Origin of the sequence: Pseudomonas sp. NLJ1 (genome assembly GCF_049486705.1) — a bacterium.
Classification (GTDB): Bacteria; Pseudomonadota; Gammaproteobacteria; order Pseudomonadales; family Pseudomonadaceae; genus Aquipseudomonas; species Aquipseudomonas inefficax.
The window spans coordinates 4428906-4444988 of sequence record NZ_CP137735.1 but is presented as its reverse complement, the minus strand read 5'-3'; the positions used below and the strand labels follow the sequence as shown (position 1 = coordinate 4444988).

The 16083-nt window shown below is 63.3% G+C and carries 13 protein-coding genes and 4 tRNA genes; 2 read left to right on the top strand and 15 right to left on the bottom strand.

Going from position 1 to position 16083, the window contains the following annotated elements:
* Positions 1 to 20: 20 nt before the first annotated feature.
* The 6 genes from R9B85_RS20155 to leuC all read right to left on the bottom strand — a co-directional run bounded on the left by R9B85_RS20155 (position 21) and on the right by leuC (position 7276).
* Positions 21 to 1025, bottom strand: a complete 1005-nt coding sequence (locus R9B85_RS20155) for an aspartate-semialdehyde dehydrogenase (RefSeq protein ID WP_423770515.1) — start codon at positions 1023 to 1025, stop codon at positions 21 to 23.
* Between the two features lie 950 nt (positions 1026 to 1975).
* Positions 1976 to 3088, bottom strand: a complete 1113-nt coding sequence (asd, locus tag R9B85_RS20150; protein ID WP_112253309.1) for an aspartate-semialdehyde dehydrogenase — start codon at positions 3086 to 3088, stop codon at positions 1976 to 1978.
* 63 nt (positions 3089 to 3151) lie between these two features.
* Positions 3152 to 4234 (bottom strand): 3-isopropylmalate dehydrogenase, encoded by a 1083-nt coding sequence (gene leuB / locus R9B85_RS20145; RefSeq protein ID WP_112253310.1) that lies wholly within the window; start codon positions 4232 to 4234, stop codon positions 3152 to 3154.
* A gap of 54 nt (positions 4235 to 4288) precedes the next feature.
* Entirely contained in the window at positions 4289 to 5053 is a 765-nt protein-coding gene (locus R9B85_RS20140) for a class I SAM-dependent methyltransferase (protein ID WP_112253311.1), read from the bottom strand.
* Positions 5054 to 5201: 148 nt separating this feature from the next.
* Entirely contained in the window at positions 5202 to 5846 is a 645-nt protein-coding gene (gene leuD / locus R9B85_RS20135) for a 3-isopropylmalate dehydratase small subunit (protein ID WP_112253313.1), read from the bottom strand.
* Positions 5843 to 7276 (bottom strand): 3-isopropylmalate dehydratase large subunit, encoded by a 1434-nt coding sequence (leuC, locus tag R9B85_RS20130; RefSeq protein WP_013971600.1) that lies wholly within the window; start codon positions 7274 to 7276, stop codon positions 5843 to 5845. Before leuC ends, leuD begins: the two co-directional genes overlap by 4 nt.
* A gap of 130 nt (positions 7277 to 7406) precedes the next feature.
* On the opposite strand from leuC, the gene R9B85_RS20125 reads away from it, so the two are divergent.
* Together R9B85_RS20125 and R9B85_RS20120 are read left to right on the top strand one after the other, a co-directional pair.
* On the top strand, positions 7407 to 8285 hold the full coding sequence (locus R9B85_RS20125; protein ID WP_112253314.1) for a LysR family transcriptional regulator: 879 nt from the start codon (positions 7407 to 7409) through the stop codon (positions 8283 to 8285).
* Positions 8286 to 8347: 62 nt separating this feature from the next.
* Positions 8348 to 11644 carry a PAS domain S-box protein gene (locus R9B85_RS20120; RefSeq protein WP_207879731.1) on the top strand — a complete coding sequence of 1099 codons (3297 nt, stop codon included), beginning with the start codon at positions 8348 to 8350 and terminating at the stop codon, positions 11642 to 11644.
* A 94-nt stretch (positions 11645 to 11738) separates the two neighbouring features.
* Here the strand turns inward: R9B85_RS20120 and R9B85_RS20115 are convergent, their stop codons facing one another.
* From R9B85_RS20115 to R9B85_RS20075, 9 genes are all read right to left on the bottom strand, one after another.
* The gene (locus R9B85_RS20115; protein WP_112253348.1) at positions 11739 to 12182 is read right to left on the bottom strand and encodes an Hsp20 family protein; all 444 of its coding nucleotides are present in this window, start codon (positions 12180 to 12182) and stop codon (positions 11739 to 11741) included.
* Positions 12183 to 12414: 232 nt separating this feature from the next.
* Positions 12415 to 13386 (bottom strand): tRNA dihydrouridine synthase, encoded by a 972-nt coding sequence (locus tag R9B85_RS20110; RefSeq protein WP_207879733.1) that lies wholly within the window; start codon positions 13384 to 13386, stop codon positions 12415 to 12417.
* 51 nt (positions 13387 to 13437) lie between these two features.
* Complete coding sequence (locus R9B85_RS20105; RefSeq protein WP_112253317.1) at positions 13438 to 13872, bottom strand: acyl-CoA thioesterase; 435 nt, start codon at positions 13870 to 13872, stop codon at positions 13438 to 13440.
* Positions 13873 to 14058: 186 nt separating this feature from the next.
* Entirely contained in the window at positions 14059 to 14892 is an 834-nt protein-coding gene (locus tag R9B85_RS20100; RefSeq protein WP_207879734.1) for an alpha/beta fold hydrolase, read from the bottom strand.
* Between the two features lie 15 nt (positions 14893 to 14907).
* The gene (locus R9B85_RS20095) at positions 14908 to 15447 is read right to left on the bottom strand and encodes a TetR/AcrR family transcriptional regulator (protein WP_039615373.1); all 540 of its coding nucleotides are present in this window, start codon (positions 15445 to 15447) and stop codon (positions 14908 to 14910) included.
* Between the two features lie 173 nt (positions 15448 to 15620).
* Positions 15621 to 15696 (bottom strand) — tRNA-Glu (locus tag R9B85_RS20090).
* A gap of 42 nt (positions 15697 to 15738) precedes the next feature.
* Positions 15739 to 15814, bottom strand: a tRNA-Ala gene (locus R9B85_RS20085).
* Between the two features lie 60 nt (positions 15815 to 15874).
* Positions 15875 to 15950, bottom strand: a tRNA-Glu gene (locus tag R9B85_RS20080).
* A 42-nt stretch (positions 15951 to 15992) separates the two neighbouring features.
* Positions 15993 to 16068 (bottom strand) — tRNA-Ala (locus tag R9B85_RS20075).
* Positions 16069 to 16083 lie beyond the last annotated feature (15 nt).

The window sequence follows — 16083 nt, the reverse complement described above, 5'->3', positions numbered from 1 at the left end:
ATAGTGCTCGCCAGTATCTTTTACGGCATGTGTTTAATCAACAATTGCGCCACTTGCACGGCATTGAGCGCGGCGCCTTTGCGCACGTTGTCGGTGGTCAGCCAGAGGTTGAGTTGCTGGTCTTCATCAACACCGTGCCGTACACGACCAACATAGACCACGTCCTGGCCCACTGCGTCGCCTACCGGGGTCGGATAATCGTCGAGCCCCACCAGTTCGACGCTGTCGGCCGCCTCGAGGGCCTGGTTGACCGCATCCAGGTCTACCGGGCGACGGCTCTGCACCGCCACACTGAAGCTATCGCCGAAAAACACCGGGACTTGAACGCAGCTCACGGAAATCTTCAGTTCCGGCAGGCCCAGCAGCACGCGCAGCTCGCTGACCAGGCGGCGCTCCAGAGCCGTGTGGCCATGCTCATCGGCGGTGCCGACCTGGGCCAACATATTGAACGCCATCTGCCGGTCGAAGAAGCGCGGCTCCAGCGGCCGGGCATTGAGCAGCTCGGCGGTTTGCCGGGCGAGTTCGGTGACCGCTTCACGGCCTTGTGCAGACACCGCCAGAGCGGCCATCACCTGCACCCGCTCGATATCCAGCAGGCCTTTGAGCGGTGCCAGGGCAACAGCCAGGGCAACCGCGGCCGAGCACGGGCTGACGATGCGGGCGGGCAATGCCAGGCCGGCCAGGCGTTCGGCGTTGGCTTCGGGCACCAGGGCCAGGGCGTCGTCCAAGCCAGCGGACAGGTCGATGACCGTGCAGCCTGCCTGCAGCGCCTTGCTGGCAAAGCTTCGGCTGACTGCCGCGCCTGTGGCGAAGAAGGCCAGCTTGACCTGGGCGAAGTCAAAGCTGTCCACTTCACGCACCTTCAGCTTCTTGCCAGCGAACATCACGCTGCTACCCGCCGATTCCATGCTGGCCAGCAGGTGCAGGGTGGCGACCGGGAAATCCAGCTCTTCGAGAATCTGCACCAGGGCTTCACCGACGCTGCCGGTGGCGCCGACGACGGCGATGTCCAAAGGGTGTGTCATGGAAGGGATCCTTTTGCTGAAAACGGCGGGGGCGGCACTTTACTCGGATTGTAGAGTTTTGTCTGTGCTGGCCCAAACCTAGAGCTGCGCTGCTCTTGATCTTGATCTTGATCTTGATCTTGATCTTGATCTTGATCTTGATCTTCGCGACTTCAGGAGGCCGAACGCAGGTCTTGCGGAGGGAGGTGACGGGCATGGATGCCCGTCAAGCGCTGAGGCCCCATGGATGGGGCCTGCAGCGCGTACTCCCGGGAGCAAGACCGGAGTGAGGGAACCCCGGAGCGCAGCGCAGGGGCCGGATGATGGGAGCGCAGCGTTTTTTGGTTACTTTTTGCCGCGTTTGGCAAAAAGTGACTCGCCGTAAGGGCGAAAAGGTGAGTCAGCGTCGCCATCGCAAACGGACTGTTCGCCATATCAAAACCGTCGCTTAAGCTTTTTGGCTTTTTGCTTTTTGGATGCGGGCATTCACATCGAGTAGGCATTCATTCGCGATGGTGGCGCCAAGTCACCTTTCCGCCCTTACGGCGGGTCCCTTTTTGTCGTGGCAAAAAGGAACCAAAAACCGTCGGCTCCCATCATCCGGCCCCTACGCTTCGCTCCGGGGTCCCCTCGCTACGGGCCTGCTCCCGGGAATACGCGCTGCAGGCCCCATCCATGGGGCCTCAGCGCTTGACGGGCATCCATGCCCGTCACCTCCCTCCGCAGTCCCTTCGCTCGGCCTCCTGAAGTCGCAATCGGCGGCGCCTGAACTACCGCGCGCTTAGAAGCCAAAGCCAAAGCCAAAGCCAAAGCCAAAGCCAAAGCCAAAGCCAAAGCCAAAGCCAAAGCCAAAGCCAAAGCCAAAGCCAAAGCCAAAGCCAAAGCCAGCAAGAGCCTGGCGGACTGGGGTGGCTCGGATATAAAAAAACCCGCACTGTCGCCAGCGCGGGTTTTCGGTCAGACCGGAACGATCAACGCTCCAGCAGAATCCGCAGCATGCGGCGCAGCGGCTCGGCCGCGCCCCACAGCAGCTGGTCACCGACGGTGAACGCGCCCAGGTACTGCGAACCCATGTTCAGCTTGCGCAGGCGGCCAACCGGAACGTTCAAGGTACCGGTAACCTTGGTCGGGCTCAGCTCCTGCATGCTGATTTCACGCTGGTTGGGCACCAGCTTCACCCAAGGGTTGTGCTGGCTGATCATGCCTTCGATGTCGGCCAGCGGCACGTCCTTGTTCAGCTTGATGGTCAGCGCCTGGCTGTGGCAACGCATGGCGCCGATGCGCACGCAAATGCCGTCGACCGGGATCGGGCTCTTGAAGCGGCCGAGGATCTTGTTGGTCTCGGCCTGGGCCTTCCACTCTTCACGGCTCTGGCCGTTCGGCAGTTCCTTGTCGATCCACGGGATCAGGCTGCCAGCCAGCGGCACGCCGAAGTTTTCGGTCGGGAACGCTTCGCTGCGCATGGTCTCGGCAACCTTGCGGTCGATGTCGAGGATGGCGCTGGCCGGGTTGGCCAGGTCATCGGCAACGGCTGCATGGGTAGCACCCATCTGCTTGATCAGCTCGCGCATGTTCTGCGCGCCGGCACCCGAGGCCGCCTGGTAGGTCATGGCGCTCATCCACTCGACCAGGCCGGCTTCGAACAGGCCGCCCAGGCCCATCAGCATCAGGCTGACGGTGCAGTTGCCACCGATGTAGTTCTTGGTACCCGCGTCCAGCTGCTGGTCGATGACCTTGCGGTTGACCGGGTCGAGGATGATCACCGCGTCATCCTGCATGCGCAGGGACGAGGCGGCATCGATCCAGTAACCCTGCCAGCCGGCTTCACGCAGCTTGGGGAAGACCTCGTTGGTGTAGTCGCCGCCCTGGCAGGTCAGGATCACGTCGAGGGTCTTGAGCTCTTCAATCGAATAAGCGTCCTTGAGCGGAGCTGTATCCTTGCCCACGTTCGGGCCCTGGCCGCCAACATTGGAGGTGGTGAAGAACACCGGCTCGATGAGGTCGAAATCCTGCTCCTCCAGCATCCGCTGCATGAGCACGGAACCGACCATACCGCGCCAACCGATCAGACCTACACGTTTCATCGCAACTACACCTTTGCTAAAAGTGGGCCGCCACCGGGAATTTTGGGTGGCGGGCCAGAGAGATTACAGATTCCGCAGCGCTGCGACTACTGCGTCGCCCATTTCCTGCGTACCAACTTTGCGGCAGCCTTCCGAGTAGATGTCGCCGGTGCGCAGGCCCTGGTCCAGGACCAGGCTCACGGCCTTCTCGATCGCCTCGGCGGCAGCCGACTGATTGAAGCTGTAACGCAGCATCATCGATACCGACAGGATGGTCGCCAGCGGGTTGGCGATGCCAAGGCCTGCGATGTCCGGCGCCGAGCCGTGGCACGGCTCGTACATGCCCTTGTTGTCGGCATCCAGCGACGCCGAAGGCAGCATGCCGATGGAACCGGTGAGCATGGAAGCTTCATCCGACAGAATGTCACCGAACATGTTGTCGGTCACCATCACATCGAATTGCTTGGGCGCGCGCACCAGTTGCATGGCGGCGTTGTCGACGTACATGTGGCTCAGTTCCACATCCGGGTAGTCCTTGGCCACGTCCTCGACCACTTCACGCCACAGCTGGCTGGAAGCCAGGACGTTGGCCTTGTCCACCGAGCACAGCTTCTTGCCACGCACGCGGGCCATGTCGAAGCCGACACGGGCGATGCGGCGCACTTCGCTTTCGCTGTACGGCAGGGTGTCGTAGGCCTGGCGCTCGCCGTTTTCCAGCTCGCGCTGGCCACGCGGGGCACCGAAGTAGATACCGCCGGTCAGCTCACGGACGATGAGGATGTCCAGGCCGGAAACGATCTCGGGCTTGAGCGACGAGGCATCGGCCAGTTGCGGGTAGAGGATGGCCGGGCGCAGGTTGGCGAACAGGCCCAGTTGCGAACGGATTTTCAGCAGGCCGCGCTCGGGGCGGATGTCACGCTCGATCTTGTCCCACTTCGGCCCGCCCACTGCGCCCAGCAGCACGGCATCGGCCTTGCGCGCACGCTCCAGGGTCTCGTCGGCCAGCGGCACGCCGTGCTTGTCGATGGCGGCGCCACCGATCACATCGTGCTCCAGGCTGAAGCCGAGCTGGAACTTGTCGTTGGCCAGCTCCAGCACCTTGACCGCCTCGGCCATGATTTCCGGGCCGATACCGTCACCTGGGAGAATCAGAATCTGCTTGCTCATGCTTTCCTCTATCCATTCACGCGGTGCGGCCAAGCGGGCCCCACCGAAAAGTTCTTAACGCTCGGCCCACAACACCAGCACATCGGTGCTGAACGAACCGTCGGCCTCGATCTGGTAATACTGCCGCACTTCTTCACCCATGGCTTGCTGCAATTGGCGAATTGCCACGCGCATCGGCTCGGGGGTGCGCATGCGCTCGACCCAGCTGGAAAACTCCAGGCGCAGCGGCTGGCGGGTGTGGCTGCGCACATGCAAACCAGCCTCGCTGACCTGCCGCTGCCATTCGGCGGCGGAATAATCGCGCACGTGGCTGGTGTCGCGCAGTACTTCGACTGTTTGCAGGTAGGTGTCGAGCAGCGGGCTGCCCGGCGACATCACATCAATGAACGCCGCCACGCCACCCGGCTTGAGCACGCGGCGCACTTCGCGCAGGGCCAGGCCCAGGTCGCTCCAGTGGTGGGCCGAGTAGCGGCTGAAGACGAAGTCGAACGAGGCATCGGCGAACGGCAGGCGTTCGGCGGCACCGCGCTCGGTGGTGATATTGGCCAGGCCGCGCTCGGCGGCGGCACTGGCGACCACATCGAGCATGGCCTGCGAGAGGTCGTAGGCGACCACTTCGGCGACCAGCGGGGCGATGTGGAAGCTGACATGACCGGCGCCGCAGCCCAGGTCCAGCACGCGGGCAGCGCCCTGCCCTGCCAGTTCGGCCTGCAGCAGGGCGAATTCACTGCCCTGGGCGTGCACGGCGCTGCTGAGGTAGGCGCTGGCCTGTTCGCCGAACTGGCGTTGGACCACATCGGTGTGCTGGGTGCTGGTCATGTCTCGATCCTTTTGGTTTCTTGCTGCCTGTACCGGCCCTTTCGCGGGCATGCCCGCTCCCACAGGTCCTCTACAGGTTTCGAATCTTGCGCCGTACCTGTGGGAGCGGGTTCACCCGCGAAGAGGCCGGTACTGTCACCTACATATTTCAGGCATCCCGGAACAGCCAAGGCTGCGCTGCACGGTGCTTGCCTTCGAAGGCCTTGATCGCGTCGCTGTCCTGCAAGGTCAGGCCGATGTCGTCCAGGCCGTTGAGCAGGCAGTGCTTGCGGAACGCATCGATCTCGAAGTGCAATACCTTGCCATCCGGGCGGGTCACCGCCTGGGCCTGCAGGTCGATGACCAGCTGGTAGCCCGGGTTGGCTTCTACCTGCTTGAACAGCTCGTCGACTTCCTCATCGCTGAGGATGATCGGCAGCAAGCCGTTCTTGAAGCTGTTGTTGAAGAAGATGTCGGCAAAGCTCGGCGCGATCACGCTGCGGAAACCGTACTCGTCCAGCGCCCACGGGGCATGTTCGCGGCTGGAGCCGCAACCGAAGTTCTCGCGCGCCAGCAACACGCTGGCACCTTGATAGCGGTCGTGGTTGAGCACGAACTCCTTGTTCAGCGGGCGCTTGCTGTTGTCCTGGTAGGGCTGGCCCACGTCCAGGTAACGCCACTCGTCGAACAGGTTGGGGCCGAAGCCGGTGCGCTTGATCGACTTCAAGAACTGCTTGGGGATGATCTGGTCGGTGTCGACGTTGGCACGGTCCAACGGCGCGACGAGGCCAGTGTGCTGGGTAAAGGCTTTCATGCTGCGCTCCCTTGGATCAACTCGCGAACATCGATGAAGTGGCCGGTCACCGCGGCGGCGGCGGCCATGGCCGGGCTGACCAGGTGGGTACGGCCACCGGCACCCTGACGGCCTTCGAAGTTGCGGTTGGAGGTGGACGCGCAATGCTCGCCGCTCTCCAGGCGGTCCGGGTTCATCGCCAGGCACATCGAGCAGCCTGGTTCACGCCATTCGAAACCGGCTTCGAGGAAGATCTTGTCCAGGCCTTCACGCTCGGCCTGGGCCTTGACCAGGCCCGAGCCCGGTACCACCAGCGCCTGCTTGACGTTGGCAGCGACCTTGCGGCCCTTGGCGATTTCGGCGGCGGCGCGCAGGTCTTCGATGCGCGAGTTGGTGCACGAACCGATGAATACGCGGTCGAGCTTGATATCGGTAATCGCCTGGTTGGCGGCAAGGCCCATGTACTTGAGGGCACGCTCGATCGAACCACGCTTGATCAGGTCTGGCTCGGCAGCCGGGTCCGGTACGCGCTGGTCGACGGCAAGGACCATCTCCGGCGAGGTGCCCCAGCTGACCTGCGGCTTGATTTGCGCAGCATCGAGCTCGACCACGGTGTCGAACACCGCGTCAGCGTCGGAAACCAGGCCTTTCCAGGCCTCCACCGCCTGCTTCCACTGCTCGCCCTTCGGCGCGTACGGGCGGCCTTCGACATAGGCAACGGTGGTGTCGTCCACCGCCACCAGGCCTACGCGGGCACCGGCTTCGATGGACATGTTGCAAATGGTCATGCGGCCTTCCATCGACAATTCGCGGATGGCGCTGCCGGCAAATTCCATGGCGTGGCCGTTACCACCGGCGGTACCGATCTTGCCGATCACGGCCAGGACGATGTCTTTGGCAGTAACGCCGGCAGGCAACTGGCCTTCCACCCGCACCAGCATGTTCTTCATCTTCTTGGCGACCAGGCACTGGGTAGCGAGCACATGCTCCACCTCGGAGGTGCCGATGCCGTGGGCCAAGGCACCGAAGGCGCCGTGGGTAGAAGTGTGCGAGTCACCGCAGACCACGGTCATGCCAGGCAAGGTGGCACCCTGCTCAGGGCTGATAACGTGGACGATACCTTGACGCTCGTCATTCATCTTGAATTCGACGATGCCGTATTCGTCACAGTTCTCGTCGAGGGTCTGCACCTGCAGGCGCGACACTTGGTCGACGATGGCTTCGATACCGCCCTTGCGCTCTGGCGTGGTCGGCACGTTGTGGTCCGGCGTAGCGATGTTGGCGTCGATGCGCCAGGGTTTGCGGTTGGCCAGGCGCAGGCCTTCAAAGGCCTGGGGCGACGTCACTTCATGGATGATGTGACGGTCGATGTAGATCAAGGACGAGCCGTCATCACGGCGCTTGACCTCATGGGCTTCCCAGAGTTTGTCGTAAAGCGTTTTGCCAGCCATCAGACTGTTCCTCATCAGCGTCTTTCTATGCCAAAGACCCCTTGGCTTGTACGGACGATGCTATGGCGATAGATTGAATAACTCAAATTCATAATTTTCATGCTTTGCATAACCATCAGGAATTCAAGCAATGGACCTGGCCAACCTCAGTGCTTTCATCGCCATCGCCGAAACCGGCAGTTTCTCTGGCGCCGGCGAGCGCCTGCACCTGACCCAGCCAGCCATCAGCAAGCGCATCGCCGGGCTCGAGCAGCAGCTGGATGTGCGCCTGTTCGACCGCCTGGGCCGTGAGGTGACCCTGACCGAAGCCGGGCGCGCCTTGTTGCCGCGGGCCTACCAGATTCTCAATGTGCTCGATGATACCCGCCGCGCGTTGACCAATCTGACCGGAGAAGTGAGCGGTCGCCTGACCCTGGCCACCAGCCACCACATTGGCCTGCACCGCTTGCCCCCGCTGCTGCGGGCCTTCACGCGTGAATACCCTGCAGTGGCATTGGATATTCAGTTCATGGATTCGGAGCAGGCCTACGACGAGATTCTGCATGGCCGCGCCGAGATTGCCGTTATCACCCTGGCGCCCGAGCCGCACCACCTGGTCAAGGCCGTGCCGGTGTGGGACGACGCCCTGGACTTCGTCGCCGCACCCGAGCACCCGCTGGCCAACAACCATGAGGTCAGCCTGGCCGACGTCGCCCGCCACCCGGCCGTATTCCCCGGCGGCAACACCTTTACCCACCATATTGTCCAGCGCCTGTTCGAAAGCCAGGGCCTGACGCCGAACATCGCCATGAGTACCAACTATCTGGAAACCATCAAGATGATGGTGTCGATCGGCCTGGCCTGGAGCGTGCTGCCGCGCACCATGCTCGACGAACAGGTTGCACCCATCGCCTTGCCGGGCATACAGCTGTCGCGCCAGCTAGGCTACATCTTGCACACGGAGCGCACGCTGTCGAACGCGGCCAGGGCATTCATGGCCTTGCTCGACAGCCACGCGGGGCCCGCCTGACCGGTCGTAAGCCCGGTATTGCCACCTCCAAGGACGCGTCATACGCCAAAGGTCTGGTACCGATGCCCAAATCAGCGAATCGCTTTTTGCGCCTGCCGCGCATACCCGCGGCCGACCCTCAGGAGTCGGAACAGGCCTGGCAGAACGCCCCGCAACTGCTGGCTGCGCTCAACGGCGCCCGGCTGGGTGCCTGGCTATGGGATATCGAAAGCGGCCGGGTCAGCTGGTCACGGGGCACCCAGGCCCTGTTCGGCTTCGACCCGCAGCGCCCGCTCCCCGCCGATATCGACTACCTCGACCTGCTGCCCGAGGAAGACCGTGCGCGCACGCGCCAGGTGTTCCAGGCAGTGTTCAACGGCGAACCGGTGGAACAGGCCATGCGCCACCGTATCCGTTGGCCGGACGGCAGCCTGCACTGGCTGGAGATCAACGGCAGCCTGACCCACGACCTGCACGGCCGGCCACAGATGATCGGGGTGATCCGCGAAATCACCCGTCAGCGCGAGCGGGAAACGGCGCTGATCAATTCGGAAAAACGCTTCGCCACCCTGTTCCACCTCAGCCCCAATGCCATTTTGCTCACCCGCCGCCACGACGGCATGATCTTCGAGGTCAACCAGCACTTCGAAGACATGTTCGGCTGGCCCGGCAGCCAGGTGATCGGCAAGACCAGCCTGGAACTGGGCTTGTGGGTCAACCCCGAACAGCGCCAGCAGATGCTGGAATCGACCCGCGCCAACAGTGGCCCGCTGATTCTCGAGGTGCAGTTCCGCGCCATCAGCGGCAAGGTGCACGACGGCATCCTCTGCACCCAGGGCATCGAGCTGGAAGGCGTGACCTTCCTGATCAGCACCTTCATCGACACCACCGAACGCAAGCGCGCCGAGCAAGCCCTGAAGGACAGCCAGGAACGCCTGGACCTGGCCCTGGACTCGGCACAGCTGGGCACCTGGGACTGGCACATCCCCAGCGGCATGCTCTACGGCTCGGCCCGCGCCGCGCAGTTGCACGGCCTGCCGCCAATCCCCTTTCACGAATCGTTCGACGCGTTTTTCGAAGGGGTACCGGAGCAGGAACGCAACTCGATGCGCCAGGCCTATCGCAGCCTGCGCGAAGGGCCTGCCGGCAACTACCAGATCACCTACCGGGTACAACTGGAAAACGGCATCTCGCGCTACATCGAAAGCCGCGCCAGACTGTACCGCGACGAGCAGGGCAACCCACTGCGCATGGCCGGCACCTTGCTCGACATCACCGACCAGGTGGAACGCGAACAGCGCCTGAGCGCCTCGGAAGAGAAGTTCGCCAGCCTGTTCCAGGTCAGCCCCGACCCGATCTGCGTCACCCGTCAGGACACTGGCCAGTTCATCGAGATCAACCCGGCGTTCACCCAGACCTTCGGCTGGGGTACCGACCAGGTGATCGGCCGCACCGCCGAGGAAATCGGCCTGTGGGCGGAGTCCATCGAACGCGCGCAACGCATCGAGCGGGTCATCCGCGAGCAGGCACTGAGCAACGTCGCCGTGGTGGTCAACCACCGTAATGGCGCACCACTGACCTGCGTGATTTCCAGCCGCCTCATCACCGTCGATGACCAGCCCTGCAGCGTGACCACCCTGCGCGACATCACCCAGCAGCAGCGCGCCGAAGCGGCGCTCAAATCCAGCGAGGAAAAGTTTGCCAAGGCCTTCCACTCCAGCCCCGACGCCATCACCATCACCGAACGCCATAGCGGTCGCTACCTGGAAATCAACGACGGTTTCTGCCGCCTGACCGGCTACAGCGCCGCCGAAGTGGTCGGCCACACGGTGTACGAGATCGGCATCTGGGCCGACGACAAGCAGCGCAGCGCCCTGCTGGCCGAATTGCGCGAGCGTGGCCGGGTGCACCACCGCGAGATGCTCGGGCGCAACAAGCGTGGCGATATCCTTACCGTAGAGGTGTCGGTGGAGCCGATCACCCTCAACGAAGTGGACTGCCTGCTGCTGACCGCCCGTGATGTCAGCCAGCTGAAGAACGCCCAGGCACAGATACGTCACCTGGCCTACCACGACCCGCTGACCAATCTGCCCAACCGCGCCCTGCTGATGGACCGCCTGAGCCAGCAGATCGCCCTGCTCAGGCGCCACAACCTGCGCGGCGCCCTGTTGTTCCTCGACCTCGACCACTTCAAGCACATCAACGACTCGCTGGGCCACCCGGTGGGCGACACGGTGCTGAAGATCATCACGGCGCGGCTGGAAGCCAGTGTGCGCCTGGAAGACACCGTGGCGCGCCTGGGTGGCGACGAGTTCGTGGTATTGCTCAGCGGCCTTGAGGGCAGCCGCGAGCTGGTCGAAGAGAAAGTCCGCGGGCTGGCCGACACCCTGCGCGAACTGCTGGCCGAGCCGATGTCGCTGGATGGCCAGCGCCTGCAGGTAACACCCAGCATCGGCGTGGCGCTGATCCCTGACCACGGCGCTACCCCGGCCGACCTGCTCAAGCGTGCCGATATCGCCCTGTATCGTGCCAAGGATTCCGGGCGCAACACCACCCAGCTGTTCCATACCACCATGCAGAAAGCTGCCAGCGAGCGCCTGCGCATGGAAAACGACCTGCGCCTGGCCCTGGCCCGCGGCGAGCTGGCGCTGCACTTCCAGCCACAGGTGGATGCCCGTGACAACCGCATCGTCGGCGCCGAGGTACTGCTGCGCTGGCATCATCCGCAACTGGGTCAGCAGCCGCCCGCGCAATTCATACAGGTGCTGGAAGAAAGCGGCCTGATCCTGGAGGTTGGCAGCTGGATCCTCGATGAGGCGTGCGATGCCTGCGCGCGCATGCTCGCCGACGGGCTGATCGACGCCGATGATTTCAGCCTGTGCGTGAACATCAGCCCACGGCAGTTCCGCCAGAACGACTTTGTCGGGCGAGTGCTACGCAGCCTGGACGATTACCGCCTGCCACGGCAGATGCTGAAGCTGGAAATTACCGAAGGCATCGTTATCCAGAACCTGGAAGACACCATCAGCAAGATGCGCGAACTGAAGCGCTATGGGGTGAGCTTTGCGATGGATGACTTCGGCACTGGCTATTCCTCGCTGACCTACCTGAAACGCCTGCCGGTGGATGCGCTGAAGATCGACCAGACCTTCGTGCGCGATGCACCGGTTGACCCCAACGATGCCGAAATCGTCCGCGCCATCGTCGCCATGGCTCGCAGCCTGGACCTGGCGGTGATTGCCGAAGGGGTGGAGCTGACCGAACAGCTGGAGTTCCTGGAACGGCTGGGGTGCCACCTGTACCAAGGGTACTTGCACAGCCGACCGCTGCCGTTGCCGGAGTTTCGGCAGATGTTGCTGGAGGCGCCGGCGGATTACTGAAACCGATGCGGATGCGATTCCTGTGGGAGCCGGCCTTCAGGCGATCACAATAAAAAGGGCACCCCTAAGGGTGCCCTTCTTCACATCTACACGATCAGTTCAGCGCTGGCTTGTCGCCGTTGATCGGAATGCGCTTGGCCTTGGCTTCTTCAGGCACGATGCGCAGCAGGTCGATGCTGAGCAGGCCATTGGCCAGACCGGCGGCCTTGACTTCGATATGGTCGGCCAGGCGGAACGACAACTTGAAGGCGCGCTGCGCGATACCCTGATGCAGGTAGGTCACTTCAGTAGCGCCATTGTCGCGCTTGCCACCAGTAACAGTCAGGACGCCTTTTTCAACCTGCAGGTCGAGGTCTTCTTCCTGGAAGCCGGCTGCGGCAACCACGATGCGGTAGTGGTCATCGCCATGTTTTTCCACGTTGTAGGGCGGGTAGCTGCTACCGGCCTCGTTACGTGCCGCGGATTCGAACAGGTCGTTGAAACGGTCGAAACCAACGGAATGGCGGAACAGTGGAGCGAGAGAGAAAGCAGTGGTCATGGTCATTAACTCCTGAGATTCAGCAAGTAAGTCATTACGCGACCCGTCTTCGGCATCGCGTACTCAAGAGATATGGCCAGAGGGAAAGCTTTCAAGGGGGAGGTAGAAAAAACTGAATTCTGCTTTTGATTTGATGGCCTCTTCGCGGGTGAACCCGCTCCCACAGGATCAACACAGGCCTTGAGACCTGCGCAGTACCTGTGGGAGCGGGTTCACCCGCGAAAGGGCCGGATCAGGCAATACAAGCTTCGAAGGAAACCGCCTCACCCCCCAGCAACCGGCTGATCCGCGCACAATCATCCTCCCGCCGCAACTCGGCAAACAGCACAACCGCTTCGGGATAACTGCGGGTCAGCATTGCCAACCACTGCTTCATCCGCCCCGGCGCATAGCGCGGCGACAACTTGGCCTGGGCCTGCCGCCAGAACTCGCGCAGCAACGGCAGCAGGTCGTCCCAGCTCATCGGCCGATACTCCCGCCCGTCACGCGCCGCGGCAATCTGCAGCCCCAGGTCGGGGCGCGAGACCAGCCCGCGGCCCAGCATGATGTCTTCGGCGCCACTGACCTCACGACAACGCCGCCAGTCGTCCACGGTCCAGATCTCGCCATTGGCGAACACCGGTACCTTGACCACATCCTGCACCCGTGCCACCCACTCCCAGTGAGCCGGCGGCTTGTAGCCCTCGACCTTGGTCCGCGCATGTACCACCAGGTGCGCCGAGCCGCCTTCGGCCAGCGCCGTGGCACACTCCAGCGCGCCATCGGGGCTGTCGAAACCCAGGCGCATCTTCGAGGTGACCGGGATATCCGCCGGCACGGCACGGCGCACTTCACGCACAATGGCGTGCAGCAGCTCCGGCTCCTTGAGCAGCACCGCTCCACCGCGTGACTTGTTGACGGTCTTGGCCGGGCAACCGAAGTTCAGGTCTATCACCGGTGCGCCCAGTTCGCAGGCCAGGGCGGCGTTTTCCGCCAGGCACACAGGGTCCGAACCCAACAACTGCACGCGCATTGGCACCCCGGCGGCGGTTCGCGCGCCATTACGCAACTCGGGTGCCAGCTTGTCGAACGAGGAAGGCGGCAGCAGGCGGTCGCACACGCGAATGAACTCGGTGACGCACCAGTCGATACCGCCCACGCGTGTCAGCACGTCGCGCAGGATGTTGTCGACCAGCCCCTCCATGGGGGCCAGGGCAATTTGCATGTCGGGGTCTCGGCGGAAAAAGCCGGCAGTCTAACAAAATTTGCCGCTGTTTCAGGCGCCGATCAGCGCCGGGCCGTAACCGTCGAGGAACTCCGCGGGCATGCGCCTGGGCTTGCCGCTGGACAGCTCGATGCAGGCAAAGGTGGTCTGGGCGCGCAGCAAGGTCACGCCGTCGCGCGGGCGCTTGAGCTGGAAGCGCCGGGTCATGCGCAGGCGCTGGTCCCAATCGATGATCCAGGTAGCCAGCTGCAACTCGTCATCCTCGTAGGCAGCGGCCAGGTAGTCGATTTCGTGGCGCACCACGGCCATCGCCCGGTCCAGCCGGCGATATTCGGCCAGGTCCAGGCCCAGGCGCTGGGAGTGGCGCCAGGCGCAGCGCTCCAGCCAGGTAACGTAGACCGCGTTGTTGGCGTGGCCGAGGCCATCGATATCCTCGCTGCCGACGCGCAGATCGATGATGAAGGGTGTTGCCAGGTCCCAGCTCATGCACACTCCTGTGAAAACGGTGCATAAATTTGATAGCCGGGGGCGCGTTGCGCCCCTTTCGCGACACAAGGCCGCTCCCACAGGGACCGCGCAATCCTGTGGTGTTTCGCGGTCCCTGTGGGAGCGGCCTTGTGTCGCGAAAGGGCTGCGCAGCAGCCCCGGAGTCGTACCGAGTGTAACGGATGCTCAGGCGCTTTGCCGCGTCGGCGCACCAGCCCGGGCCAGCAGCTCCAGCACCGCTTCACTCAAGCGCGGGTCGGATAGCACCCGCTGGTGGCCACCCGCCTCCAGCAGCACCAGGCGGCTATCGAACCATGCCTTGTGGATAACCTGGGCCTCATCGGCTGCCACCAACGCATCATCGGCGGCATGCACCACCAGCCCAGGCAACTCCAGCTGGTAACCAGTCACATCCAGCCGCGCAATCTGCATGCCCACATCCCGCTCCACCTGGCGAATGAACGCCGCCCGCGCTCGTGCCGGCAGCCCCAGACGATGGGCAAAGCCACGCAACACGCCCAACAATCGCGCCGGGGCAGCAATGCTCACCGCCGCCTCAGCGCGCAGGCCCATCTGCAAGGCCAGCAGCACGCTGGCGCCGCCCATGGAATGGCCAATCACCGCGCGCAGCGGCGGCAGCTCGGCGGCCGCCTCCAGCAGCGCTCGGGCAAACAGCACCACATTGGCCTGCTCGCCGGGCGAACGCCCATGCCCCGGTCCCTCCAGCGACACCACCGTGTGCCCGGCCTGGACCAAGCTTTCGATCAACGCGGCAAATTGGGTCGGGCGCCCTTCCCAGCCGTGCATCAGCAGCACGGTCGGCCCCTTGCCCCAGCGCAAGGCCGACAAGCCGAAGCGCAGGGTGATGCGCTCGGCGCTGGCCAGCACGGGCAATTCCCAATCCCGCGGCGGCAGATTGCGCGGGGTCATGAAGGCACGGCGCATCTTGCCCGCGACATGCTCAGGGGCCAGGCGGCCCAGGGTGCCATTGACACCACGAATCCAGCTCAGGGTAGTCATCGCCATGCTCCAGGGTCAAAGCACCGCCGATTTGGCGGCGCGCAGAATACGATCAGACAGCTCGCTGGTGCCCAGGGCACGGGCCAGCGCCAGGCCGCCAACCATCAGGGCCAGGTCGGCCAAGGCCTTGTCGGCGTCCTCGGGGCGGTCGACCATGGCGGCAGTCATCAACTCGATATGCTCGGCCAGCACCTCACGGAAGGCCTCGGGCAGGCGCTGCATCTCGCCCAGCGAGTTGGGCAGCGGGCAGGCGTGCACCTCGGCATCACGGTGCTTGCGCGACAGGTAGAAGGCGCTGGCCAGCGCTCGTCGCCCGGCGCCATCAAGGCTGGGGTCGATCTGCGCGAGCAAGGCGCGGCGCTCGCCCAGCAACTGGCGGAACGCTTCGAGCATCAGCTCGTCCTTGCTGTCGAAGTGGGCATAGAAGCCACCAACGGTCAGGCCTGCTGCGCCCATGACCTGACTGACGCTGGGCTCGGCCGGCCCGTGCTGGATCAGCGCACTTCGTGCCGCCTCGAGAATGCGCTCGCGGGTTCTGCTCTTCTTGTCGCTCATCAGGCCACTCGCCGATCAAAATATGATGATCGAAATATTATTCTCATAATATTTTTTGGCAAGCAGAATCTGCAGCCGACTGTCGGTCGCGAATTTATGAGCAGGGGAAAAAAACAAAAGGCCCATTCAATAATCGAATGAGCCTTCAAAGTCCCGCAAAACGCGGGTAAACGTGGCGTCCCCTAGGGGACTCGAACCCCTGTTACCGCCGTGAAAGGGCGGTGTCCTAGGCCACTAGACGAAGGGGACGTAACCTTCGCGAAGATTCACGCGTGTGAACCCTGGCAGAAATGGTGGAGCTAAGCGGGATCGAACCGCTGACCTCCTGCATGCCATGCAGGCGCTCTCCCAGCTGAGCTATAGCCCCGAAACAAAAGGCTCATCAGTAATCGACGAGCCTTTAAAGCCCTGCAAAACGCAGGAAAAGTGGCGTCCCCTAGGGGACTCGAACCCCTGTTACCGCCGTGAAAGGGCGGTGTCCTAGGCCACTAGACGAAGGGGACGTAACCTTCGTGCCGATCCGCTTACGCGAACCGCGGCAAAATTGGTGGAGCTAAGCGGGATCGAACCGCTGACCTCCTGCATGCCATGCAGGCGCTCTCCCAGCTGAGCTATAGCCCCGGATTTCTAGCCTCT